The sequence below is a fragment of the Enterococcus sp. GC34 genome (genome assembly GCF_040886645.1).
Classification (GTDB): Bacteria; Bacillota; Bacilli; order Lactobacillales; family Enterococcaceae; genus Enterococcus; species Enterococcus faecalis.
This window is the reverse complement of the sequence record NZ_JBFOEF010000003.1, coordinates 1-24689: the sequence shown is the minus strand read 5'-3', so window position 1 is coordinate 24689 and position 24689 is coordinate 1. Positions and strand designations below refer to the sequence as shown.

Here is a 24689-nt window from a genome sequence, read left to right as displayed (position 1 = left end):
AACGAATAATAAGTAATTAACAGAGAAAGTAGGAGCGGAAAGATGAAAAAAGCAGCAATTATGGGCTGGTGGTATAACCAAAATTATGGATCAATCTTAACATACTATGCTCTAAACAAGTATGTACAGAATAAAGGGTACGAGACGGTTATGATTGATGGACCACTAGGTTATAAAAACAGAAGTAACTTTCGAGCATGGATGCCTTTAGCATATAATTTTTTTAAGAAAAATAATATGTCCTATACCGAGCAATTAACAAAAGAAACGTTACCGACATTGAATGATTTAGAAAATCTAGATACCTTTATTTTAGGCTCTGATCAAATGTGGAATCCGTGGAATGGTTGGGTAGACGACGATGATTTCTTAGATTTTGTTTATCCTCGTAATAAAACAATTGCTTATTCTGTTTCATTAGGAAAAGCAGATACAAGTAAATATGATCCAAAATGGGTTGCAAACCGCAAAAAAGATATTACACAGTTTAATCATGTTTCTATGAGAGAAGATTTTTCTGTACAAATTATGAAGGATATTTTTCAAGAAGAAGTTATTCAGGCTTTGGATCCAACCTATCTTGTTGAAAGAAGTGAATATGATTCTTTAGCTGATCAAGCTACGTTTAAACGACAAGAATCAGGAGATTATATGGCTGTCTTTTTCTTGGATATTAACAAGGAAAAAGTTCGTGTAGCACTAGCGATCGCAGAAAAATTGGGACTGAAATTAGTGGTCTTGCCTAATCCTTTAAAAGGACGTGAACTAGCGAAAAAAACGTTTCCTAATACAGTAGAATATGTTTCTGAAGATACACCAGAAAATTTCTTAGCTGTTTATCGAGAAGCAAAATATATTATTACTGATTCGTTTCATGGCACTGTTTTTGCGACTATTTTCCAAAAACCGTTTTCAATTTTTTATAATGAACAACGTGGAATTGACCGCTTTAATAGCTTGATGAACCTGTTTGAGCTTGGCGAAACTAGACGTGTCTATGAGCAAAACACAAAACAAGAAATTGAAGAAAATAAAAATATTAGTTTAGCACTTGACTATCAAAAGACCGCTGGAAAGATTGCTAGAGAAAAAGAGATTTCAGATAAGTGGTTAACTGATGCGTTGACAAGTAAATTTAGCCCAGATGAAGACGAAGTATATGATGAATTTAGACGATATATTATCAATAAACCTTTGGATTTTTATCGAGCTAAAACAACTGTTCCGATTTCCGCAGCAATTGTTTTATCGCCAAATGGTACGATAAAAAATTCCAACCCTAATGAAAGCTTTTGGAAGCTAACAGATAAAGAATTAATTTTTATGAATAATCATCGTGAAGTCACTACAAGATTTAATCGTGAAAAGTTTAAGGGAAAGGAAACGTTCAGTCCTTTTAGAATCGTCGGCAAATATGTGAAAGATGAAAAAATCGAACATGTTATGTATTTGCATCCGATACAAAAACCTAAGCCTAAACCGAAACAAGGTACAGAAAAGAAAGCATTAGCAATTCCAGAGAATCTTTTAACAAGAAAACAATTAATTATGAAAATTGTACAAAATGAGAGAATTCGTTCGTGGAAACAGGATCTTTTAGAAGAATTACCAGATTTAGAGTTATTTGTAGGTCGTGAATTAAAAGAATATGCTTCGAATTTTGTTGGTGGTCCAGCAGACCTTTTAATTTTTCCAAAAACGATAGAAGAAGTTGCTTTAATTGTAAAATATGCTAAAAATAATCAAATTCCTTTAACTGTTATCGGTAAAGGTTCAAATATTTTAGTCCGTGATGGTGGTATCCGCGGGATTACTTTAAATATGACTGCCTTGAATTATCGTAAAATTACGGGGAATGTTTTAACAGTTTCGGCAGGTGCAAGTTTAATTGAAACATCTTATTATCTACTAGAACACTTGAAATGCGGTTTAGAATGGGCAGATAATATTCCAGGAACCATTGGTGGCGCAGTTTATATGAATGCTGGGACAGTTAAGGATATTAATAGTATGTTTCTTGAAGCTACGATCGTAGATGAAAATGGAGAAATTAAAGTTTTAAATAAAGAAGATGTTCAATTTAGTCATCGCTATAGTTCATTTATGGATCATCCTGAGTGGATTATTCTAGAAACTAAATTACAGATTTCAGAAGGTAATTTAGAAAACATGGTAAATGACATGGTAGGAACTGTCGAAATTAGAGAAAGGATGCACCCACTAACACATCCAAATCATGGGTCAACTTTTACTTGGGGACGGGCGCCTCGATTAATTCAACAAGCTGGCTTAGTTGGTACTAGAATTGGCGGAGTAAAAGTATCTGAAAAACATCCAGGTTTCTTTATCAATGTTGAACAAGCCTCTGCTCAAGACTATGAAGCATTAATTTATTTAATTATTGCAAAAGTTTATGAATTTTCTGGATTTTTATTAAAACCAGAAGTGAGAATTTTAGGTGCAAATATGTGGGAAGCAAGTTTAACTTTTAAATAAACGGAGGAGTGTGTGATATGAAGAAAATAATCACGATAATTGTGTCTTTAGCAATTGGTATCGGTTGTGGTTTTTGGTCAGGATATTACATCAGTAAAAAATATTCAGAAAACCAAGAGACAACTATTTCCAAAAGTACTAACTCAGAACAACCTTTGATTGCAAATGGAGAGTATCAAGTAACAGCTAATTGGGATTGGAAAACATTAATTGTTAAAGATAATGTGTGGACACTGGATGGCAAACGTATTTATGATGTTTCCACTACAAATGATAATATTGTGATTTTAAAGGGAAAAAATTTGAAATCACTTGTAGTTTATAAAATAGAAAAAAATAACGAAAAAATCAACTTATATTCTTACACAAAAGAAGGCGTTGGTAAAAAGGTACTGGCTACTTTAGTGAAAAAATAAATAATGCATTTAGTGTTTGAAATAAATTGAAAGTAACTTTGTTAGGAGAAGTTAGTTAATGAAATACAATACGAAAAATTATGACTATTTAATTGTTGGTTCAGGACCTTTTGGGGCAACGTTTGCATGTGAAGCAGCTAAACGAGGGAAAAAAGTATTAGTTATTGAGAAACGTGCTCATATTGGTGGCAATATGTATACACATAAAGAAAATGGCATTAATGTCCATGACTATGGTGCTCATATTTTTCATACTGACAATAAAGAAGTATGGTCTTATGTCAATCAATTGACGGAATTCAATGGCTACATCAATCAAGTAGTTGCTAATTACAAAGGAGAGCTCTACAACCTACCATTCAATATGAACACGTTCTACCAAATGTGGGGGGTAAAAACGCCAGCTGAAGCACAAGCAAAAATTTCAGAGCAACGGGAGGCAGCTGGGATTAAAGGAGCTCCAAAAAATTTAGAAGAACAAGCGATTCGTTTGATAGGAACGGACATCTATGAAAAATTAATTAAAGGCTATACAGAAAAACAGTGGGGACGTAAGGCTACGGAATTACCAAGTTTTATTATTCGTCGTTTGCCAACTCGTTTTACTTTTGATAATAATTACTTTAACCATCGCTATCAAGGCGTACCTGTCGACGGTTATACAGCTATGTTTGATAAATTGTTAGATAGTGAATTAATTGATATTCAATTGAATAAAGACTTTTTGGCAGAGAAAGAAACTTACTTATCAGAGTTTCCAAAAATTGTTTATACAGGGATGATTGATGCATTCTTTGATTATTCTTATGGCGAACTAGAATATCGTTCAGTACGTTTTGAAAATGAAACAGTAGATTCAAACAATGCACAAGGTAATGCCGTAATTAATTATACAGATGCGGAAACTCCCTATACACGGATAATGGAATGGCGACATTTTGATCAAAAGGCCGATGAAAACAAAACAATTTTGACGAAAGAATACCCACAAGATTGGGATCGTTCAAAAGAAGCGTATTATCCTGTTAATGATGAGAAAAATTCGCTTTTGTTTAGAAAATACAAAGAAAAAGCAAACGCTCAAGAAAAAGTTATTTTTGGTGGACGTTTAGCCAATTACCAATACTATGATATGGACCAAGTTTTCGGAGCAGCTTTGAAGGCAGTCGCTAAAGAATTTGGTGAAATGGCCAACTAGTGAACGGTTAGACTCGGAGGAACAAATGGAAAAAGAACTGAAAGTTAGAACAAAATTACTTACCAAAGAATACAGTTTAGCGCAAACACGTATTGACAAATTGAAGACACTTTTTAGTATTTTTCAAAACAAAGTTCCCACATTTTGGGCGTTAAAAGGTGTTAGCCTCGACGTATATTCTGGAGAAACAATTGGTATTATTGGTTTAAATGGTTCAGGCAAATCCACTTTATCAAACATTATTTCAGGCATCACCCCTCAAACATCAGGAGAACTTGAAATAAATGGTGAAGTGTCAATTATTTCGATTGGTGCAGGACTAAATAATAATTTGACAGGACGAGAAAACATTCGAATGAAATGTTTAATGTTGGGAGAAAAAAATAAAGAAATTGATGCCAAAATCGATGATATTATTGAATTCTCAGAATTGGGTGTTTTTATCGATCAGCCTGTTAAAACTTATTCTAGCGGTATGCGTGCTAAGCTTGGTTTTTCAATTGCGGTTCATCAAAATCCAGATATTTTAGTGATCGATGAAGCGTTATCTGTAGGAGATCAAACCTTCTATAATAAAGGCTTAAAAAAAATGCTTGCATTTAAAGAGCAAGGCAAAACTATCTTTTTTGTCTCTCATTCTATTCAACAAGTAGAGCAAATTTGTGATCGTGTCGCTTGGATGCATTATGGGGACTTACGTGCATTTGGTGAAACTAAGCATATTTTAAAAGAATATCGTGCTTTCTTGCACCGTTATAATCATTTCACTGAACCGCAAAAAGAATCGTATCAGAGAGATGGCAAGGCCAAACAGAGAAACTTTTCTTTGGAACAACTTCAAGAAACAATTCTTGAAAAAGCCAATCAACAAGTAGGCAGTCGCCGGACGACTAAAGAAGTCATAAAATTTACTACTAAAAATAAAATTGGAGATAAAATGACTCTTGGTACGAAGAGCTTGTTAATTTTGCTACTTTGTATGATTTTTTATGTAAGTCTTACCTTTGTAAAGGGTATTTCATTAACAACAGCTTTCATTCATCCAGCGGAAACAATTCAACGTATATTTGTTCCTGAGAAAGTAGCAGGGAAGGATACAAACGCTGTGAAAACAACTAAAGCTAAACCAGCTTCAAAAAAAGAATCTAGCCAGCAGGAAGAAGTTCAGTCTAGCTCAACGAACGCATCAGAAAATAATAATGGTGAACAAGCTGTGTCAACGTATACTGTGGAAGTTGGAGATTCAGTCAGTTTGATTGCTGAAAATCACGGACTCACTATAGAACAACTTCAAACTTTGAATCCAGAAATCACTGAGGTACCTATTTATCCTGGACAAGTGTTGAAATTGAAAGAGGTGACTGAATAATGCGCGAGGTAAAATTAATTTTAGCGGAACAGTTTTCATACTTAGGCGTTGCACAACGAATTGCTAAATACAGTAATAAAGCATTATACCAAAGCCACATCTTAGGAAATTTATGGCAAATTTTAAGTCCTTTAATTCAGTTAGGTGTCTATTATTTTGCTTTTGGGATTGCTCTTGGCGGTGCTCGAACCGTAAAAGGAGGAGTATCCTATATTGCTTGGTTAATGGTAGGATTGAGTACATGGATTTTTTTAAGTACAGTAACAAAACAAGCTTCTAGTTCTGTTTATATGCAAGTTGGCATGGTCTCTAGAATGAAGTTTCCAATAAGTATTTTGCCAATGGTTAAAATATTTTCTGAGTTACCAAGTTATTTTGCATTCACTACGTTAGCAGCAATTGTGTCAATCTCGACAGGCGAAAAAATTTCTATTTATTGGATTCAGCTACCTTACTATATTGTAGCGATGATTATCTTTTTATATAGTTTTAGTCTAATTAATTCAACGATTGCTGCATTAATTAGGGATTATCAAATTTTCTTGAATTCTATTATCCAAGTATTAATGTATATGTCAGGGGTCTTTTGGGATTTGAGTACAAAGAACTTACCGTCTTGGTTATCAAAAATTCTTATGTTGAATCCTTACGCATATATTATTAATGGATTTCGAGATACATTTTTCTATAAAAGATGGTTTTTTGAAGATAAGCCCCAGCTTGTTGTTTTTTGGCTAACAACATTAGTAATATTTATCGTAGGAGCTCATTTACATGTTAAGTTCAGAAGCAAATTTGTTGATTATATGTAATATATGAAGAAGTAAAACCACCGTATACTGACAAGAATACGGTGGTTTTACTCTTTAATTGACAATAGCCTTCTCTTTAAAGAGAAGGCTATCTAACGAATCAATATTATTATTTTAAAGTTGGATCAGACTATTTCTAGTATTCAAGTATTTTTCATTTAAGCGATGTATTCCCTACCTCTAATACATCCTTGTGTCTCTCTAGACACGCCAGTTTTGAATAAAATCATCAAAACAATTGAATGGTTCGTTTAAAAATATTTTTCGTGTTCTAATTATTATAACATAAAACTCGTCAACTGACCACTAGCTGACGAGTTCATAATTTTTCCAGATAAATAGACAGCCGTTTTCCGCCGACTGTCTAAGATTAAGATAGATTTGTAAAGAAGTGAATAAATGCTTCCTACTATCTCTTTATAACATGAGGAAAAGAAAACTGCAAAAGATAGCTGTGTTTTTTGAAAAAAAGATCAGCTGGTTTCCGCCAGCTGATCATCCGTTGAAAAGAGATATAAAGAAGTGAATAAAGCTTGCTTTACCTCTATTTTATACCATGTTTTGATTCAAATAACTATTCAGTATTAGTTATACTTAAATAATAAATATGTATACGGATGTATTATTTTGAGGTATAGTCATAGAGAAAAGAGGGAACGTTTATGAAAAAATTTTGTTTAAGTTATAGCTCTGGTAAAGATTGTTTATTGGCGATGGATCGATTGGTACAAGCAGGAAATCAGCCAGTTGCGTTAGTGACAACAGTAAGTGATGAAATTAATCGTTCTTGGTTTCACGGCATACCAATCTCCATCTTAGAAGCAGCAGCCGAAGCGTTAGATTTACCACTTGTTATATCACATAACAATGAAACAAATTACACAGAAAAAGTGGTTGAGGCACTGCAGGAAACCAAAAAATTGGGTGCAGAAACGGTTTGTTTTGGCGATATAGATATTGAACAAAATGGTGCTTGGGATCGCCAAGTTGCATTAAGTGCTGGGCTTGAGCCACAATTACCTCTTTGGCAGGAGAATCGCGAAGCACTTGTCAAAGAATTCTTGGCAAAAGGGTACACAGCAATTATCAAAACGGTCAGCAAAGAGGCTGGTATTCCAATAAAATTTTTAGGAGAACCGTTAGATGAAACATTTATCACGTACCTTAAAGAGCATCAATTAGATATTTGCGGAGAAAACGGGGAGTACCATACGTTGGTAATTGACGGCCCGCTATTTAAAAAGAGGCTCAATTATTATACTTCAGGAATTTATGAAAGTCCTTATGCTTATTCTTTGATTATTGATGCTTAAATGAAAGTAAAAGGACACAAGCTGCCACTTTTTCTAGCGATATGCTATAATTGACTTAAGAAAAGTAGAGAAAGTGAGTGGTTAATTATGGAAGAAACTGTCTTTTTTAATTTAGGAAATGCCCTTGCTTCAAAAAGAGATCAAAAAGAATTAATTAAAGAAGCCCAAATTGCGAAAGATACTCGAAAGATTCCAGGAAAACTGATTATCGTTGAAGATGAAGAAAATGGTACCCATATTTTATTTGAATTAGCTGATCAAACAGAACCGTCTGCTGAAACAAAAGAATTCAAAGTAAAAAAAGTGATTGATTAAAAAAAAGCAACGAATCTTTCTAAATTCGTTGTTTTTTTTATTTTTTTACACAAATGATACAAAAAGAATATCAAAATCAAATAAATGATTAGTATACTTGAAGAAACAAATAGGAAGCAAAGCAAACGTTTTGAGGTGTTCTTTCATGGAAAATCGAGGAATTTTATTTGATAAAGATGGTACGTGTATTCGTTTTGACACTCTTTGGCAAGCAGGTTTGCAAGCTTGTTTTGAAACACTAAGTATGTTAGCCCCTCATCATTCAGCAGAAATAAAAAAGATATTAGCTATTCAGGAGCAACGTTTTTTGCAAAAACATTTACTTGATGAAGTCCTTTATCAGGAACTTTATCAGGAATTGGCGCAATTTGAGGAATTAGTCGAACAGGGAATCAGCAGTCGATGGCTGGAGCAATTCTTTTATGATTATTTACGAAAAAATCTGAAAAAGATTGAACCAATTGGTGATTTAAAACAGTTATTTCTTGAGCTGAAACGGAAGAACTATAAAATTGGATTGGCAACTTCAGATACTTTGCCAGCGACTATGTTGATTATGGAATATCTTGGTTTAACAGAAATGTTTGATTTTATTGCGACAGGAGATCGTTACTTACCGAAACCAGATGCGGCCATGCTCCAAGCCTTTTGTCAGTCATGTCAATTGAAGCCGACAGAAGTAATTATGGTAGGTGATTCGCTCGTGGATGTTTTCATGGGAACTTGTCATGGTAAAGCGGGAATTGGTGTTTTAACCGGTAACTGCCAGTCAACTGATTTTGAAAAGTTTGAAGTAGCTTATTTTCGTGATATCCATGAAATACCTTATCAAGAATTATGGGGAAACACCAAGAATAAAAAAGTCCTGAAAAGATGATGAGTCTTTTCAGGACTTTTTATTAATCTAATTGAAGCAATTGCCGTTTCTTTTGTTGAAATTCTTCTTCTGTTAGAATTCCTTCATCTACTAACAGTTTTAAATTTCTTAACTCAGCCATTACGTCTTCAATAGTGCTAGATGAGTTTTTTTGTGAATCAGATAGTTTTGGTTCAATCGGTTGGTGTTTATCACTCTTTATAGGAGTTGGTATTTCTTTTTCTTTTATTCGACGAACAATAGTGTCTAATGATGAAAGGGCTCGTTCGGCGTTGAAACGGGCTCTATCGATCGCTAATTGACGATCAAATTCAGTAGTTTGCTCGCTAAGTGTCTTTAAAAAGGAAATAGTGATGGTTGGACGTTGCAAATCATCTAGATTAATCAAAATATAGACACTACTAACGCGATCATAAGGTACGTTTTCTTCGGTGAAATGGGTATTTTTTTTCTCTAAAATTTTGTAATCAGCGATAATGCTTACGGGCAAAATTTTTGATGAACCAACCAGTCGAAATTTTTTTTCAGGTTCATCGAATTCAATCGAGCCAGCAATAGTTGTTGTAGGGTTGAACAGCCGGTTGTCTTCTTGGACATTTCTTAAATCCGTCAATGTCCAAGTTTGGGTATATCCTTGTCCCTGGACACCGAGTTGACCTGCACATTTCTTACAGATTTGGTAATTATCTGAAGTTAAATATTTTCCTTTATTATCCTGACAAAGAGCACATAGATTTCCATAAACTTCAGCATTTTTTTCATTTTCTTTTGCGATTTCAGACTGCTTGTTTATTAACTCTTGCATTTGTTGTAAATCAGCTAAACTTTTTTTATCAACGGACCAAGTGGATACTTTAAGTTTTTTTAAACAGCTTTTTCCTACGCGATAAAAATCACTTGTAAAGTACTTGCCAGTTTCTTCTTCGCAAAGATAACATAAATTTCCCTTTGCTTGCATTGCTTGATCCTTTTTTATAATTTCTTCTTGACGTTTTATAATACTTTCCATTGTTCGATCTTTAATTTCTTTTGGTTTTAACTCTAAATGTTCTGCACAATGTTTACAGATACCGTGATTATCAAAGGTGATGATTTTACCAGGATTTAGATCACACAGTTCGCACATACTTTTCATGGGATGACTCCTTTTTGTTAAGATAAATTAATTTTACCATTCAGAAAACATAGTAACAAGAATCCACGATAAATAAAAAGCCCAAATTGGGCTTTAATGGAAGGGGATGTCCTTCAAAATTTAGTTTAAATTTTGAATAGCGTATTCTGCTTCTTCAGGAGTAAACTTTTCACCATATTCAGATGTTAATTGATCACGAATTGCATCTGGTGACATATCCATATTTTCTTGATAATCTTTCGCTTTTTTCAAAGCATTGGCATTCCAATCCGCTTCTAAATGATCGATTGCGTATTGTCCAGCTTCAGGAGTGAATTTCTCACCATATTCAGATGTCAGCTGATCATAAATACCTGCTTTTGACATAGACATAATTTTTGCATATGATTGCGCTTTTTTTAATGCTGATTTGTATTCTCTTGGTACATCAGGAGCTGCTTCTTCAGAAGGTTTTGTTTCTGGTGTTTCTGCTTTCTTTTTATCTGCTTCGGATGCTGCTTCAGACATTTTTTCTTTTACTTTAGAGACGAAAGAATTTTCTTTACTTTGTGATGTTTTGATTTCTTTCGTAGAGGTTGAAGTTTTCACTTCTTTACTACTTGAAGAGGAGCTATTTTTAGTAGATTGACTCGTTTCTTTTGTAGGCGAAGAAGTAGCTTTTTTCTCTTCTTTTCCCATGCCACTGCCCCCAATGGCTAAAACTACAACTACAACAACCCAGAACCAAACTTTTTTATAAAACGGTTTTTTTATAGATGAATTACCAGATATGTTTTTTTTCATTCACTAACTCTCTCTTTCTTGTTATTTTTTGTAGCGCTTACTAAAAAGACAATCCCCAAAATGATAGTAAGTCTATTCATGAAAATAAGTATACCGCCATGTGTAAAAATAACACACCACAGTATACTTATTTTATCATTATTTGATAAAAATAACACCATTATTTTTATGAAATAATTAAAAAAGATAAAAAATCTAAAAACTTCGACCGCCGCCACCGAATGTGCCGCCGCCAGTTGAGTGGGTGGTGCTACCACCACCGCCCATTCCGCCACTGCCGCCATTGTTTTTAGGAATACGACGCGTAGTGATAAAAGAATTGGTTAACTGATCTGTGCGGGAGGTTAAGTTTAACGTTGTTTTTTCCCTAAAAGGATATTGATAACTTGAAAATTTTAATTGGTATTTAGAAATATTGATGCCTAAGAAGACCAAGCTGAGTATCAGCGCAGCAGCAAAAGCAATTACCATTTCCAACGGGGTAATGGCTTTATAACGGGTGATTTTCCCTGTTTCGCTGTCCACACGATAGTGACCCCCAGGAACCCCTTTGTCAACAAATGCTTGAGTTTCCTGAACAAAGGTTTGAGCAGCCGCAAAATAATTTCCTTGACTCATCCCATCCATTACTTTATCTAAGGTATCATCAATTCGTGCATCCGTCATATAATCAATCATGTTTCCAGAAGTAGAGATGTAGACTTTCCGTAAGTCCATATCAATGAGAAAAAGAATCGCATTTTGATCTTTGCCAACTTTATTTAAGAGATAATGATCTGCATATTCTTGTTCATCACCATAAGTATTATTATTTGTGGTCACAATAAAGACAGAGGCTTTGGTCTTTTCTTCTAAAGGTTGTATCTCTTGTTTTAGTTGGTTGATTTGATCAGGTGTCAGTAATTGTGCACCATCATCAATTGAATTTTCAGCCGCCGAAACGGGTAGGGCAAGGCCAAAGGTAAGAAGTATTAGGAAAAAAATAGGTAAAAGTCGTTTTTTCATAGGAAATAACCTCCTAATAAAAAGAGTGCTAAGAGTCCAGCGAAAATGCCTAACGTTGCTAGTCCTAAACGAGTGTAACTAATTGGAAGCACACCGCTTACTTTACCTGTTTGTCCATTCATGGCATAATAATAAACTTTTTTTGATTGTTCCTGACTGCGATAGGTGACTAACCAAATTGGCAAAAGCATATAGTGATTATTTTCTTGGTTTAGAGAAATATCCGTGCGAACATTTGTCAACGTAGTATAACCAGAAGCAGAGTCCCGTAACAATGATTCCGAATAATCTTGTAATTCTTGTTGGACGTGTTTTTTGATTGCTTCATATTCAATATCGCGTTTTTCTGCTTGGAAACCTGCTAGGTATTGGCTTTTGAAAGGCACTGCTTGATCAATTAAAAATGGTTGAACGCCTTCCACCATTTTTTGTTGGATGTTTTTTGACAAGGCATTTTTAACTAATTCTTTAAACGATAATTTTCCTGAACGTCCCACATTGAAACGTTTTGTTTCGGTGTATTCAATATCACCTACGCGCCAAATGCGAATACTTGTGCCAGTAGCTTGCAGTTGTCCGTCGACTTCTGCATCAACGACCCAATAGGGGAAGTAAACCCCAGTTAATTTATCGATTTGATTTTTGCTGAAAAAATCTCGGGGAATGAACCATTTTTTCTTGGTCCAAGCGAGAAATTTTTCAATCGCTTCGTCTTTTTCAATTATAAAGGGTAAGACGTTTTCTGGTAAAAATTCGCCACTTAATCGACCAGCCAAGACAACTGGATTATGGCAATAATAACAGTATGTGGCTGCTGTTGTTGCATCGGTGACAATTTGAGCGCCACAGCTTGGACAATTAAAAATTTCCATTGTGCCTGCATCGGCAGTTGTTTCATTCTCAGTGGTCTCTGTTTGTTGCGTGGCGGAGGATTCTTCTTCCGCTGTGAAAGTCAAATTTTCCTCGGCAGTCGTTGTTGAGGGATTCTCTAAATGCGCCTCATGTTGCTGTTGCTCATAACGAGTCACTTCTTCTTCCGTGTAAATATTTAAACAATATTCACAATGAAATTTTTGATCTTTAGGATTAAATAAGAGCGGGCCGCCACAGTTGGGGCATTTATGGGTAAATGTTGTTTCCATTGCAACCGTCCTTTCTAATAGAGTGAGTAAATAACAGGAATCTGATTCAAAGAAAAAGGGTAGACTTGTGCCTGACCCTTTTCTTTAATTGTTCACTACTTGCTTATAAAGGAACCCCTTGGAATGGTTTACCACAATGTGGACAGAACTTAGGAATACCATTACTTAAGTCAACAATTTCACTACATTCACTACATTTCATTTCTAATTTTGGTTTCTCGTTTGTTGGTTTTGGTGTACCACAGTTTGAGCAAAACTTCCCAGTGTTTTCAGTCCCACATTGTGGGCAAGTCCAAGTGTCTGTAGCCCCTTGTGCGTTTTGCTGGTTTTGTTTTTCTTGCATTTGTTGTTGGTTTGTTTGAGACGCTTGCGCAAAGTAGTTACCATTCGCATTCATGCCCATACCAACGCCCATAAAGCCGCTCATAGCGCCACCTTCATTTTTACCAGCAGCCTCCATACCACGAGCCAAGGAACCTTGAACATAGCCTTCGCGAACACCTGGATCGCTGAGCATAGCTCCTTCATTTCGCATGTTGATTAATTTTGTTGAATCATCTGTATAAGAAATGCTCGCAACTGCTACAGAAACAATTTCCATGCCGCGATTGGTGCGCCAATCCTCGTCAAGCGCAGTTTGCATATATTTACTTAATTCAACACTTTTTGAGGGAACATAAGAAATACGTTGTCCATCAGCAGACATTTGATTGATTGCTGCTTGCAATGCTGTAATGAACTCTGCCAAATATTGTTCATTAATATCATTAATATCTACTTGCGTTTGATTTTTAGGAATCGCATTAGTATAAAATAGTAAAGGATCTGTAATTTTAATTGAGTAATTTCCGTGTGCACGTAAGAAAAGTTCGGCATTATAAAAATTATCAAAATAGTTTAATGGCGCAGGTGTTCCAAATTTAATGCCTTTAATTTCTTGCAAGTTAATATAAAAAACTTGTTGTTTTTGTGGAGTTACGCCACCAAATTTGAAACGACTGAAGGTCTCTGCAATCGCATCTTTTAAAGAACCGTTAAACATTGAAGGCGCAGAATCATTTTTGACTGTATAATAGCCTTCTTCAGCAGTGTAATCGATGATTTTGCCCCCATCGACAAGAAGCATCATCATGTTGGGATAGACATGTACAACAGAACCATCTGTTAAAACATCGTCCGTTCCTTTACGATTAGAACCACGTTTATCATCTTTACGCACAAAAACACCTTTTGTCATGACGGTTGTGTCTCCCATATTATCAGGTTCAATAACCTCTAGCCATTGATCGGCCAAGCCACCGCCAACTGAACTTGTTGCTGCTTTAATAAGTCCCATGTTCATTCCTCCTAATAAAAAACTAATTGTTACAGCTAGTATACCACACAATGAATGCAGAGAAATCCAACGAAAGCCTGATGAAATGGAAAAAATTGATCAAACTTTATTAAGAAATTAAAAAAAGTATAGGTGAAACACAAGCATTTTAAAAAAAGTTACGTATAATAGAAGAAAAGACATATTATATAGTTAGGGGATTATTGAATGGAACGAAGCAATCGTAATAAAAAATCTTCAAAAAAACCACTTATTCTTGGTGTTTCTGCCTTGGTTCTAATCGCTGCTGCCGGTGGCGGGTATTATGCTTATAGTCAATGGCAAGCCAAACAAGAATTAGCCGAAGCGAAGAAAACAGCTACTACATTTTTAAACGTATTGTCAAAACAGGAATTTGATAAGTTACCGTCCGTTGTTCAAGAAGCTAGCTTAAAGAAAAATGGCTATGATACTAAATCTGTTGTTGAAAAATACCAAGCAATTTATTCAGGGATTCAAGCTGAAGGAGTCAAAGCTAGTGATGTTCAAGTCAAAAAGGCGAAAGACAATCAATACACATTTACCTATAAATTATCGATGAGTACCCCTTTAGGCGAAATGAAAGATTTGTCTTATCAATCAAGTATCGCCAAAAAAGGCGATACCTACCAAATCGCTTGGAAGCCGTCTTTAATTTTTCCAGATATGTCAGGAAATGATAAAATTTCGATTCAAGTAGATAATGCCAAACGTGGAGAAATTGTCGATCGTAATGGTAGTGGGCTAGCAATTAACAAAGTGTTTGACGAAGTGGGCGTAGTGCCTGGCAAACTCGGTTCTGGCGCAGAAAAAACAGCCAATATCAAAGTTTTTAGTGATAAATTCGGCGTTTCTGTTGATGAAATCAATCAAAAGTTAAGCCAAGGATGGGTCCAAGCAGACTCCTTTGTACCAATCACAGTTGCTTCTGAACCAGTGACAGAATTACCAACAGGGGCTGCGACAAAAGACACAGAGTCACGTTATTATCCGTTGGGGGAAGCAGCTGCGCAATTAATCGGGTATACGGGCACCATTACTGCAGAAGATATTAAAAAAAATCCAGAGTTAAGTAGTACGGGCGTAATTGGTAAAACTGGCTTAGAACGAGCGTTTGATAAAGAATTAAGAGGGCAAGATGGTGGCTCACTAGTTATTTTAGATGACAAAGAGAATGTCAAAAAAGCTTTACAAACCAAAGAGAAAAAAGATGGTCAAACGATTAAATTAACGATTGACAGCGGGGTACAACAACAAGCTTTTGCTATATTTGACAAACGTCCTGGTAGTGCGGTCATTACCGATCCTCAAAAAGGCGATTTATTAGCAACGGTTAGTTCACCTTCGTATGATCCTAATAAAATGGCCAATGGTATTTCTCAAAAAGAATATGATGCTTACAATAACAACAAAGATTTACCATTCACAGCACGTTTTGCGACAGGCTATGCACCAGGCTCTACCTTTAAAACAATTACCGGTGCCATTGGTTTAGATGCAGGGACATTGAAGCCAGATGAAGAGCTAGAAATTAATGGCTTGAAATGGCAAAAAGATAAATCTTGGGGCGGCTATTTTGCAACACGTGTAAAAGAAGCAAGTCCAGTCAATCTGCGTACCGCTTTAGTTAATTCAGATAATATTTATTTTGCCCAACAAACATTACGGATGGGGGAAGACAAATTTAGAGCAGGTCTTAATAAATTCATTTTCGGTGAGGAACTAGATTTACCAATTGCCATGACGCCTGCTCAAATTTCAAATGAAGATAAATTTAATTCTGAAATTCTTTTAGCAGATACAGGCTATGGTCAAGGCCAATTGTTAATTTCGCCAATCCAGCAAGCTACCATGTATAGTGTTTTCCAAAATAATGGAACACTAGTCTATCCAAAACTAGTTTTAGACAAAGAAACGAAGAAAAAAGACAATGTAATCAGCGCCAACGCAGCGAATACAATAGCCACAGATCTTTTAGGTAGTGTGGAAGATCCTTCAGGTTATGTTTATAATATGTACAATCCGAACTTCTCGTTGGCTGCCAAAACAGGAACAGCTGAAATAAAAGATAAACAAGATACAGATGGCAAAGAAAACAGCTTCCTTCTAACGTTAGATCGTAGTAACAATAAATTCTTAACAATGATTATGGTTGAAAATTCAGGAGAAAATGGTTCTGCAACAGATATCAGTAAACCATTAATTGATTACTTAGAAGCAACCATTAAATAGAAAGAGAAAATGAACGAAACGAGGTTTCTGTAAAAAGAAACCTCGTTTTCCCTTTTTAGAAAAAGGAAAGTGTGCTACAATGAAGCGACTAAATTGTAGAAGGAAAGGGATTCGTGTGCGAATTTTAGCAATAGATACATCTAACCAAACATTGAGTATTGCTGTGTGTGAAAATCAAAAAATTCTGGGAAGTTATACAGCAACGGTTAAAAGAAATCATAGCTTAACATTAATGCCGGCAATTGACTATTTGATGAGTCAATTGAACTTGGCGCCAACGGCAATTGATCGTTTTGTCGTAGCAGAAGGACCTGGATCATACACTGGCTTACGTTTAGGCGTGACGACTGCCAAAACATTGGCCTATACTTTGAAGAAAGAGCTAGTAGGCATTTCCAGTCTACAAACGTTAGCTGCCAATTGTGTTGGGCAAACCGGTTTAGTTGTGCCTCTTTTTGATGCGCGTCGTAAAAACGTCTATGCTGGTGCTTATCGGTTTGTCGATGGCGTGTGGCAAAATGAGTTACCGGACCAACATATTTCACTGCGGGAGTTATTAGAACAACTAAAAAATGAACCAAATCTTTTTTTTGTTGGTGAAGATGTTGAAAAATTCACTGAAGAAATAGCTCAAATCATTCCTCATGGGGAAATTTGTGATGTCCCACAATGGCAAATTCCTAATGCCGCAGTTTTGGCTGCGTTAGGCAGTGTGGCTGAACCTGTTGAAAATGTTCATGGGTTCTTACCTGCGTATTTGAAAAAAGTAGAAGCGGAAGAAAATTGGTTGAAGACACACACGCCTAATGGAGAAAGCTATGTGGAAAAACTTTAATTTTGTGACAAAATACTTTACAAAAAGACGGCAACGGTATATAACTAAAACCATTGCAATGAACCAGCAAGAATTTCAATTGCGTGAAATCACCTACCAAGATATTAAGGATTTACTAGCAATTGAACGTGAAGTTTATGCTGGGGAACTTCCTTGGACGATGTCTGCTTTCATGGCAGAACTTGGCTCAAAAGCGCCGCATCTCTATTTGTTAGCGGCAATTAACGGGAAAACAGTTGGCTTTATTGGCTGTCGGATTCAAGGAACGGATGCACACATTACGAATGTCGCTGTTCACACAGCATACCAAGGCTTAGGTTTAGGTCGTTCTTTAATAGAAGAAACGCGAATTTTTGCCAAGAAAAATTGTTGTGAAACCTTATCGCTAGAAGTACGAATGAGTAATGTTAAAGCCCAACGTTTATATCGAAAAATTGGCTTTGCCTCACAAACGGTGAAAAAAGGCTATTATGACGAAAATAATGAAGACGCACTAGAAATGATAATTGATTTAAAAGAAGAGTGAAGAAAAAATGTTAGTAACAAAAAAAGAAATATCTGTAGCAAATATTGGTGAAGAATTATGGCGTTTTAGTAATTCTTCTTATACAACTGGCTCCCCTTGGACAGAAACACAATTCGCGGAAGATTTTGCTCAGGAAAATAGCGAATATCTTTTTTTAGTTGAAAATGGCCAGTGGTTAGGCTATATTGCCTATCATTTTATTTTAGATGAAGCAGAAATTAGTCACGTTGTTGTGAATGGTCAGAAACAACACCAAGGAATTGGTTGTCAATTAATGAAAGCTTTTAAAGAATATGTTAAAAGTCGTGACATTACACAAATTTTCTTAGAGGTCAGAGAATCGAATACATTAGCTCAAAAACTTTATGAGAAAACAGGATTTCGGAAAGTAGCTGTTCGAAAAAATTATTATAAAGAACCGCAAGAAAATGCCTTTGTAATGTGTGCGAAATTAAGGAAGGAAGCCCAATGACAATTTTTACAAAAGAACGTAAATTATTATTAGCTGTGGAAAGTAGCTGTGATGAAACAAGTGTGGCTGTCATTGAAGATGGCGACAAAATTCTTTCCAATATCGTAGCTTCGCAAATTAAGAGCCATCAACGTTTTGGTGGAGTCGTTCCGGAAGTTGCGAGTCGTCATCATGTTGAACAAGTGACGATCTGTATTGAAGAAGCATTAACAGAAGCAAAAGTCACACCAGAAGAACTCAGTGGCGTTGCTGTGACCTATGGGCCTGGGTTAGTCGGTGCTTTATTAATAGGACTTTCTGCAGCAAAAGCATTTGCTTGGGCGCACCAATTACCACTTATTCCAGTCAATCATATGGCTGGGCACATTTATGCTGCCCGTTTTGTGGCACCGCTCGAATTTCCATTGATGGCCTTACTTGTTAGTGGGGGACATACGGAATTGGTCTACATGAAAGAAGATGGCTCTTTCGAAATTGTTGGTGAAACACGTGATGATGCAGCTGGTGAAGCGTATGATAAAGTCGGACGGGTGTTAGGGTTGCCTTATCCTAGTGGCAAAGAGATTGATGCTTTGGCCCATGAAGGCACAGATACCTATCAATTTCCACGGGCGATGCTAAAAGAGGATAACTATGACTTTAGCTTTAGTGGTTTGAAAAGTGCGTTTATTAACACGGTTCATAATGCAGAACAACGTGGTGAAGCACTGTCTACAAAGGATTTAGCCGCAAGTTTTCAGGCGAGTGTGGTAGAAGTATTAGTGACTAAAACCATTCGTGCTTGTCAAGAATATCCTGTTAAGCAATTGCTAATCGCTGGGGGCGTTGCTGCGAATCAAGGATTACGAGAAGCAATGAGACATGCAATCAGTGAACAATTACCAGCAGTAACATTACTTATTCCGCCATTAAAACTTTGTGGGGATAACGCGGCGATGATTGGCGCTGCCGCTTTTATCGAAGCTGAAAAGAATCATTTTGCTTCGTATAACTTAAATGCAGAACCTGGCGTTAGTTTTATGACAATTAGTGAAGAAGGCTAGCCAGCTAGACAAAAATTTGCTATAATGAAGCCAGTTTAACAATGACATTCGATGATAAAGAGAGTACTTATTTCAACGTCAGCTTAGCGATCTTGGGAAGGTGGGAGCCAAGAGTGATCGGAATGAGGAAGCGCACTTTTAGAATTCTGCTGAAAGCAGACGGCAATCACCGTTATCGATGAAGCAGGTCTATCCAAGTAGTATAGACAATTAGAGTGGTACCGCGGGTAAATTCTCGTCTCTGACAAAACAAATCATTTTGTTTTGTCAGAGACGTTTTTGTTTTTTTTAATACTTACAAATTAATCAGGAGGGTTCTTATGAACAACAAAGAAATCGTAGCAAAAGCGTTACATGATGTTTTAAATGAAGAATTAACGATGGATCAAATCGAACAATTATTGGAAAATCCTAAATCTGTCGATCATGGAGATGTGGCTTTTCCAGCCTTTTCATTAGCTAAAATCTATCGTAAAGCACCACAACAAATTGCAGCAGAATTAGCAGAAAAAATTGATGGCACAAATTTTGAAAAAATTGAAGTGGTAGGACCTTATTTAAACTTTTTCATGAATAAAGAAGCAGTCAGTCAAGCTGTCATTGGCGCAGTAGTCAAAGAAAAAAATAACTACGGAAACAGTACCTTTGGCAATAATGGCAATGTTCCTATTGATATGTCTTCACCAAACATTGCTAAACCAATTTCTATGGGGCACTTACGTTCCACTGTAATCGGGAATTCAATTGCCTTTATTTTAGAAAAAATTGGGTATCAGCCAATTCGGATTAACCACTTAGGTGACTGGGGTACACAGTTTGGTAAGTTAATTGTAGCTTATAAAAAATGGGGTTCTGAAGAAGCAGTCCGCCAACAACCAATTAATGAATTATTGCGCTTATATGTGCAATTTCATGAAGAAGCAGAAGAAAAACCAGAATTAGAAGACGAAGCACGTGCTTGGTTTAAAAAATTAGAAGAAGGAGACCAAGAAGCCAATGAATTATGGAAATGGTTCCGTAGCGAGTCTCTAAAAGAATTTGATAAAATCTATTCCATGTTAGAAGTTGAATTTGATTCTTATAATGGCGAAGCCTTTTATAATGATAAAATGGATGAAATTGTTACTTTATTAGAAGAAAAACATTTATTAACAGAAAATCAAGGTGCAGAAATTGTTGATTTGACAGAATATAATTTAAATCCAGCACTTATTCGTAAATCAGATGGTGCGACCTTATATATCACACGGGATTTAGCGGCTGCGCTTTACCGTAAACGGACGTATGATTTTGCCAAATCACTTTATGTAGTCGGTAACGAACAAAGCAATCACTTCAAACAACTAAAAGCAGTCTTGAAAGAACTAGGGTTTGACTGGTCAGATGATATGGAACACATTCCGTTTGGTTTAATTACTCAAGGCGGTAAAAAATTATCCACACGTAAGGGGAAAATCGTTTTATTAGAAGAAGTATTGAATGAAGCCGTTACTTTAGCAGGAAATCAAATTAACGAGAAAAATCCAGACTTAGCAAATCGTGAAGAAGTGGCGAAACAAGTAGGTGTAGGTGCAGTTATTTTCCATGACCTTAAAAATGATCGTCTAAATAATTTCGATTTTGTATTAGATGAAGTTGTTCGTTTTGAAGGCGAAACTGGGCCATATGTTCAATATACACATGCTCGTGCGATGAGTATTTTACGTAAAGCAAACTTTACACCAGACGCTACACAACGTTATGCACTAAATGACAAGGATAGCTGGGAAGTCGTGAAGTTGTTACAAAAATTCCCTGAAACTGTGATGCAAGCTGCTGAAAAATATGAACCATCTGTTATTGCGAAACATAGCATTCATTTAGCACAAGCGTTCAATAAATATTATGCCCATGTTCGGATTTTGGATGAAGATGCTCAAAAAGAGGCACGCTTAGCGTTAGTTTATGCAGTTGCTACTGTTTTAAAAGAAGATTTACGTTTACTAGGGTTACATGCACCAGAAGAAATGTAGAAGTTTTTGTGAAAATTTTACTACGTTGAACGCTAAACTTATTAAGCAAATATTAAAGTTAAGTTACAGATTGAGAAATTCATAGTAATTAAATAGCTGGGGTGCTATACTCGAGTCAAGTTATAAAAGGATTAGAAAAGGTGGCACCCAATTATATGACAGAAAAATGGCGTGAAGACGAAGAATATCTTTCTTATGTAGAAGATTTATTAGCAACCGAAGAAGTCCAAAAATTAGCAGAATACACACAACATATGCATTCAACTCGTTTAGAACATTCAATTAGTGTTTCCTATCATAGCTATAAATTAGCAAAGCGTTGGAACGGCAATGCTCGTGCAACAGCTCGTGCTGGTTTATTACATGATTTGTTTTACTATGATTGGCGTACAACAAAGTTTGACGAAGGCTCTCATGCCTATGTTCATCCACGAATTGCAGCCAAAAATGCTGAAAAAATTACAGAGTTGTCTGATTTAGAACGAGACATTATTATTAAACATATGTGGGGCGCAACTATTGCACCACCAAAATACAAAGAAAGTTACATTGTAACCTTTGTTGACAAATATTGTGCTGTGAAAGAAGCAGCGTTGCCGATGACGACAGCCATGAAAACCAAATGGCGTCAGTATTTTGGCCAACAGTCAATCTAAAAAAAGCTTATCCGGAAGGATAAGCTTTTTTTGTTTAACGTTGACTAAAAAGTCTAACATTCATCTATTTAAAATAAATATTAAAAGTAATTTTGTTCTGTTAATTTCTTTTGAGCATATCGATAGACTGCTTCTTGATTTTCAGTTGTCAATTGTTTGTAAACATTCATAATATTGGTTGGGACAACAAATGGCGTTTCTTCCGTTTCAGGAATACCTAAGATTTCAAGAGGTGATACATCTAAAACTTTAGATAAGGCGACAATTTTATCCCTCCCCATATTTCCAATCATTCCAGTTTCCCATTTCCTGACGGTACTTTTTCCAACACCAACAAAATTTCCAACTTGTTCTAATGTAAGATTTTTCTCCATCCGTTTTTGCTTTAAAAAATTCTCTTTCAAAAAAATCACCTCCGTAAAAACATTCTAGCACAAAAAGTGTCGCAAAAGAAACATGTTTTTTTGAAAGTAGATATAACGAATATAACAAAAAAGTTATTTGATTTTAATGATATTGACGTTTTTTTCACAAAATGATATAATTTCTGTGTCTTATTGGACACGAATAGTAGAAAAGGGGGAGAGTAAAATGAAATCAAATTTAATACACTCAAAATTGAGAATGAAAGGAAAAAATGTTGAATGGTTGGCAAATGAAATGACTGCATACGGACAACCAATATCCGCTTCAACGATTTACAAAAAATTAAAAGGAGAAGTTGTTTTCAAAGCAGCGGATATTAAATTGATTTCACAGTTGTTGGATTTGAAGAATGAAGAAATTATGACTATTTTTTTTAGTGAATTGGTGTCTAAAAAGACACATATTGATATTGAAAGGATTGTGATGAATGAAAAAAATTATTAATAAGTTATTTTCGCTTTGTTTAATTATTTTTATTATTTTAGGATCTAATACAAGTATTATTTCTTATGCGATAGATAATGAAAGTGGTCCGCAAATTCGGTCTGTATCTGTGGAGTATCCAGAAAATAAGACGGAAATTGTTGCGACAAAAGATTGGGCAACTGTTTCCTTGGCGTTATCAATTTCCGAATTAGCAATTGGAGAGACGATTACATTAAGAATGGATAGCGAAAAATATTCCTATTCAATGACACCTTTTGAAATCAGTGATGGGCTTCGAGTGACTCCAAATGATGATGGAACTTGGACGATTAAAGCGTTGCAAAATATTGTAGACTATTCAGCTGATTTAGAATTAAAATTACGATATAACCAAAATTTGTCAGAAAATTTTGAAGATAAAGTGACTTTTACTTTTGGAGATTCACAAAAAGTTGCAATGATTAACATTGGGCAATATGTTGAGAAAGTTCCAGAAACTGAGCTCGTTCGGAAAGTTCCTTTAGGTTTTACGCCAGAAGGAAGAGTGGCTTGGGTCATCTATTTTAATTATAACCAAGCAGGACTTTCAGGTTCAGAAAAAACAACCTTTAAATTTTTAGATAATGTAGGTCCAAACCAAACATTAGCTGTTGACAGTATTGCCGCGTATCTCACCAAGCAGCCTATTTTAGAAGTAAATGGTGAAATGATTCGGAATTTAGAGCATGATGAATACAGTTACGATGCTAGTCAATTTTTCCAAAAACATGCTTCTAAAAGCGGACTTAATTATGAAGCGGAGAAATTTGAAGGAATACCAACCGCTACGGGCAGTTATCTTTCTAATAAAAACGCCTATTATATTTATTTAGAAACAATTCCAAATGAAAATATTCCAAGTGATGCTTTACTATCAAATTACACCTATATGCGTATTTCTAATGAGGGATTCGATGCTTGGGAAGATGAAGACATCGCTTATATCACTGCGGATGAAAATAGTGGAGGAACAGGTCAAGGTGGTGTTATTTTAGAAAAAATAGACGCAGAGACAGCTGAAGTTCTGCAAGGCGCTATTTTCAAACTTGTGAATAAAAAAACACAACAAGTTATTCAAGAGAATTTAAGGACCAATCAATCTGGACAAATCCGTTTAGCTGGTTTAGAACCTGATCAATATGAATTAATTGAGGTTAAAGCACCACCCGGCTATAAATTAGATGCAACGCCAGTATCATTTGAAATTAAATCAGGCCAAACTCAGACGATTCGTCTGAAAAAAGAAAATACACGTTTAGAAAATCAATTAAAAGTAGAAAAAGTAGATGAAAATAATGAGGCGAAGCGTTTAGCAGGTGCTGAGTTTTCGTTGTACGACCAAAAAGATAATTTAATAGAAAAAGGTGTAACAAATGAAAATGGCGAGCTACTATTTTCAAATTTATCGCCTGATGGGGAATATTATTTAGTTGAAACGAAAGCGCCTACAGGTTATGAATTAGACGCTACTAAACACCCTATTTCATTTGATGGGAAAGCCGATTTCACCTTAACGTATCGGGTGAAAAATAAGCAGCAAGTACAAACCGGATCCATCAAAATTGTTAAACAAGACAAAGAAAGTAAAGAACGTTTAACAGGCGCAGAATTCCAGTGGAAGGATACAGTGACAGGAAAAACAGGAACAGTGACAGTTGGAACCGATGGAACGGTCACAATTCCCAACTTATCCGTCAATCGTACGTATGAACTTACGGAAACAAAAGCACCCGCAGGCTATGTACTAGATAAAACTGTGCATAAAGTCACTTTAACAAGTGCACAAGCCAATAAAGTAGTCACAGTA

At 35.6% G+C, this 24689-nt stretch carries 23 protein-coding genes; 17 read left to right on the top strand and 6 right to left on the bottom strand.

Translation table 11 applies throughout. The features are described 5' to 3' along the window. The first annotated feature begins 42 nt into the window (after positions 1 to 42). The 8 genes from murB (at position 43) to AB3I72_RS03795 (ending at position 8796) form a co-directional block, all read left to right on the top strand. Positions 43 to 2496, top strand: a complete 2454-nt coding sequence (gene murB, locus AB3I72_RS03830; protein WP_104806403.1) for a UDP-N-acetylmuramate dehydrogenase — start codon at positions 43 to 45, stop codon at positions 2494 to 2496. A 17-nt stretch (positions 2497 to 2513) separates the two neighbouring features. Next, entirely contained in the window at positions 2514 to 2912 is a 399-nt protein-coding gene (gene cpsH / locus AB3I72_RS03825) for a lipoprotein CpsH (RefSeq protein ID WP_061101105.1), read from the top strand. 58 nt (positions 2913 to 2970) lie between these two features. After that, positions 2971 to 4110 carry a UDP-galactopyranose mutase gene (glf, locus tag AB3I72_RS03820; protein ID WP_368023593.1) on the top strand — a complete coding sequence of 380 codons (1140 nt, stop codon included), beginning with the start codon at positions 2971 to 2973 and terminating at the stop codon, positions 4108 to 4110. Further along, positions 4094 to 5479, top strand: coding sequence for an ATP-binding cassette domain-containing protein (locus AB3I72_RS03815; RefSeq protein WP_179189452.1), 1386 nt, complete (start codon positions 4094 to 4096; stop codon positions 5477 to 5479). The genes glf and AB3I72_RS03815 overlap by 17 nt, the downstream gene beginning before the upstream one ends. Continuing rightward, entirely contained in the window at positions 5479 to 6291 is an 813-nt protein-coding gene (locus AB3I72_RS03810; protein ID WP_002362627.1) for an ABC transporter permease, read from the top strand. Before AB3I72_RS03815 ends, AB3I72_RS03810 begins: the two co-directional genes overlap by 1 nt. A 662-nt stretch (positions 6292 to 6953) precedes the next feature. Then, positions 6954 to 7604 (top strand): diphthine--ammonia ligase, encoded by a 651-nt coding sequence (locus tag AB3I72_RS03805; RefSeq protein ID WP_086280047.1) that lies wholly within the window; start codon positions 6954 to 6956, stop codon positions 7602 to 7604. 87 nt (positions 7605 to 7691) lie between these two features. Next, a complete protein-coding gene (locus AB3I72_RS03800; protein WP_002362220.1) occupies positions 7692 to 7919 on the top strand; it encodes a hypothetical protein in 228 nt (75 codons plus the stop codon). A 145-nt stretch (positions 7920 to 8064) separates the two neighbouring features. Next, entirely contained in the window at positions 8065 to 8796 is a 732-nt protein-coding gene (locus AB3I72_RS03795; RefSeq protein WP_061101108.1) for an HAD family hydrolase, read from the top strand. A gap of 22 nt (positions 8797 to 8818) precedes the next feature. Here the strand turns inward: AB3I72_RS03795 and AB3I72_RS03790 are convergent, their stop codons facing one another. From AB3I72_RS03790 to AB3I72_RS03770, 5 genes are all read right to left on the bottom strand, one after another. After that, positions 8819 to 9931: an SHOCT domain-containing protein gene (locus AB3I72_RS03790; protein ID WP_061101109.1), complete on the bottom strand. Its 1113-nt coding sequence runs from the start codon at positions 9929 to 9931 to the stop codon at positions 8819 to 8821. Between the two features lie 120 nt (positions 9932 to 10051). Continuing rightward, positions 10052 to 10714, bottom strand: a complete 663-nt coding sequence (locus tag AB3I72_RS03785) for an Ltp family lipoprotein (RefSeq protein ID WP_002382705.1) — start codon at positions 10712 to 10714, stop codon at positions 10052 to 10054. A 195-nt stretch (positions 10715 to 10909) separates the two neighbouring features. Next, positions 10910 to 11719: a TPM domain-containing protein gene (locus tag AB3I72_RS03780; protein WP_104659150.1), complete on the bottom strand. Its 810-nt coding sequence runs from the start codon at positions 11717 to 11719 to the stop codon at positions 10910 to 10912. Then, a complete protein-coding gene (locus AB3I72_RS03775) occupies positions 11716 to 12861 on the bottom strand; it encodes a TFIIB-type zinc ribbon-containing protein (protein WP_368023592.1) in 1146 nt (381 codons plus the stop codon). Before AB3I72_RS03775 ends, AB3I72_RS03780 begins: the two co-directional genes overlap by 4 nt. A gap of 103 nt (positions 12862 to 12964) precedes the next feature. Next, positions 12965 to 14197, bottom strand: coding sequence for an SPFH domain-containing protein (locus AB3I72_RS03770; RefSeq protein WP_002356656.1), 1233 nt, complete (start codon positions 14195 to 14197; stop codon positions 12965 to 12967). Between the two features lie 207 nt (positions 14198 to 14404). Between AB3I72_RS03770 and AB3I72_RS03765 the strand changes: the two genes are divergently transcribed. From AB3I72_RS03765 to AB3I72_RS03735, 7 genes are all read left to right on the top strand, one after another. Continuing rightward, entirely contained in the window at positions 14405 to 16447 is a 2043-nt protein-coding gene (locus tag AB3I72_RS03765; RefSeq protein ID WP_368023591.1) for a penicillin-binding transpeptidase domain-containing protein, read from the top strand. A 115-nt stretch (positions 16448 to 16562) separates the two neighbouring features. Beyond that, positions 16563 to 17282, top strand: coding sequence for a tRNA (adenosine(37)-N6)-threonylcarbamoyltransferase complex dimerization subunit type 1 TsaB (gene tsaB / locus AB3I72_RS03760; protein WP_002362637.1), 720 nt, complete (start codon positions 16563 to 16565; stop codon positions 17280 to 17282). Further along, the gene (rimI, locus tag AB3I72_RS03755) at positions 17254 to 17808 is read left to right on the top strand and encodes a ribosomal protein S18-alanine N-acetyltransferase (protein ID WP_195906484.1); all 555 of its coding nucleotides are present in this window, start codon (positions 17254 to 17256) and stop codon (positions 17806 to 17808) included. The genes tsaB and rimI (AB3I72_RS03755) overlap by 29 nt, the downstream gene beginning before the upstream one ends. Positions 17809 to 17815: 7 nt before the next feature. After that, positions 17816 to 18280, top strand: coding sequence for a ribosomal protein S18-alanine N-acetyltransferase (rimI, locus tag AB3I72_RS03750; protein ID WP_002359702.1), 465 nt, complete (start codon positions 17816 to 17818; stop codon positions 18278 to 18280). Beyond that, positions 18277 to 19323 carry a tRNA (adenosine(37)-N6)-threonylcarbamoyltransferase complex transferase subunit TsaD gene (gene tsaD / locus AB3I72_RS03745; protein ID WP_002370457.1) on the top strand — a complete coding sequence of 349 codons (1047 nt, stop codon included), beginning with the start codon at positions 18277 to 18279 and terminating at the stop codon, positions 19321 to 19323. The genes rimI (AB3I72_RS03750) and tsaD overlap by 4 nt, the downstream gene beginning before the upstream one ends. A gap of 320 nt (positions 19324 to 19643) precedes the next feature. Beyond that, positions 19644 to 21335: an arginine--tRNA ligase gene (gene argS, locus AB3I72_RS03740; RefSeq protein ID WP_002367081.1), complete on the top strand. Its 1692-nt coding sequence runs from the start codon at positions 19644 to 19646 to the stop codon at positions 21333 to 21335. 155 nt (positions 21336 to 21490) lie between these two features. Beyond that, positions 21491 to 21991, top strand: a complete 501-nt coding sequence (locus AB3I72_RS03735; RefSeq protein ID WP_002356666.1) for an HD domain-containing protein — start codon at positions 21491 to 21493, stop codon at positions 21989 to 21991. A gap of 80 nt (positions 21992 to 22071) precedes the next feature. Here AB3I72_RS03735 and AB3I72_RS03730 read toward each other — a convergent pair whose 3' ends face one another. Beyond that, the gene (locus tag AB3I72_RS03730; protein WP_368023590.1) at positions 22072 to 22404 is read right to left on the bottom strand and encodes a helix-turn-helix domain-containing protein; all 333 of its coding nucleotides are present in this window, start codon (positions 22402 to 22404) and stop codon (positions 22072 to 22074) included. 97 nt (positions 22405 to 22501) lie between these two features. Between AB3I72_RS03730 and AB3I72_RS03725 the strand changes: the two genes are divergently transcribed. Continuing rightward, complete coding sequence (locus AB3I72_RS03725; RefSeq protein WP_061101115.1) at positions 22502 to 22861, top strand: hypothetical protein; 360 nt, start codon at positions 22502 to 22504, stop codon at positions 22859 to 22861. Continuing rightward, the coding region (locus AB3I72_RS03720; RefSeq protein ID WP_368023589.1) for a collagen binding domain-containing protein at positions 22845 to 24689 on the top strand (1845 nt) is incomplete at its 3' end. The genes AB3I72_RS03725 and AB3I72_RS03720, both read left to right, overlap by 17 nt.

What these genes read in the sequence shown, in the direction of transcription:
- murB (WP_104806403.1), top strand. Translation starts at nt 43, where the DNA reads ATGAAAAAAGCAGCAATTATGGGCTGGTGGTATAACCAAAATTATGGA.
- cpsH (WP_061101105.1), top strand. Translation starts at nt 2,514, where the DNA reads ATGAAGAAAATAATCACGATAATTGTGTCTTTAGCAATTGGTATCGGT.
- glf (WP_368023593.1), top strand. Translation starts at nt 2,971, where the DNA reads ATGAAATACAATACGAAAAATTATGACTATTTAATTGTTGGTTCAGGA.
- AB3I72_RS03810 (WP_002362627.1), top strand. Translation starts at nt 5,479, where the DNA reads ATGCGCGAGGTAAAATTAATTTTAGCGGAACAGTTTTCATACTTAGGC.
- AB3I72_RS03805 (WP_086280047.1), top strand. Translation starts at nt 6,954, where the DNA reads ATGAAAAAATTTTGTTTAAGTTATAGCTCTGGTAAAGATTGTTTATTG.
- AB3I72_RS03800 (WP_002362220.1), top strand. Translation starts at nt 7,692, where the DNA reads ATGGAAGAAACTGTCTTTTTTAATTTAGGAAATGCCCTTGCTTCAAAA.
- AB3I72_RS03795 (WP_061101108.1), top strand. Translation starts at nt 8,065, where the DNA reads ATGGAAAATCGAGGAATTTTATTTGATAAAGATGGTACGTGTATTCGT.
- AB3I72_RS03790 (WP_061101109.1), bottom strand. Translation starts at nt 9,931, where the DNA reads ATGAAAAGTATGTGCGAACTGTGTGATCTAAATCCTGGTAAAATCATC.
- AB3I72_RS03785 (WP_002382705.1), bottom strand. Translation starts at nt 10,714, where the DNA reads ATGAAAAAAAACATATCTGGTAATTCATCTATAAAAAAACCGTTTTAT.
- AB3I72_RS03780 (WP_104659150.1), bottom strand. Translation starts at nt 11,719, where the DNA reads ATGAAAAAACGACTTTTACCTATTTTTTTCCTAATACTTCTTACCTTT.
- AB3I72_RS03775 (WP_368023592.1), bottom strand. Translation starts at nt 12,861, where the DNA reads ATGGAAACAACATTTACCCATAAATGCCCCAACTGTGGCGGCCCGCTC.
- AB3I72_RS03770 (WP_002356656.1), bottom strand. Translation starts at nt 14,197, where the DNA reads ATGGGACTTATTAAAGCAGCAACAAGTTCAGTTGGCGGTGGCTTGGCC.
- AB3I72_RS03765 (WP_368023591.1), top strand. Translation starts at nt 14,405, where the DNA reads ATGGAACGAAGCAATCGTAATAAAAAATCTTCAAAAAAACCACTTATT.
- rimI (WP_195906484.1), top strand. Translation starts at nt 17,254, where the DNA reads ATGGAGAAAGCTATGTGGAAAAACTTTAATTTTGTGACAAAATACTTT.
- rimI (WP_002359702.1), top strand. Translation starts at nt 17,816, where the DNA reads ATGTTAGTAACAAAAAAAGAAATATCTGTAGCAAATATTGGTGAAGAA.
- tsaD (WP_002370457.1), top strand. Translation starts at nt 18,277, where the DNA reads ATGACAATTTTTACAAAAGAACGTAAATTATTATTAGCTGTGGAAAGT.
- argS (WP_002367081.1), top strand. Translation starts at nt 19,644, where the DNA reads ATGAACAACAAAGAAATCGTAGCAAAAGCGTTACATGATGTTTTAAAT.
- AB3I72_RS03735 (WP_002356666.1), top strand. Translation starts at nt 21,491, where the DNA reads ATGACAGAAAAATGGCGTGAAGACGAAGAATATCTTTCTTATGTAGAA.
- AB3I72_RS03725 (WP_061101115.1), top strand. Translation starts at nt 22,502, where the DNA reads ATGATATTGACGTTTTTTTCACAAAATGATATAATTTCTGTGTCTTAT.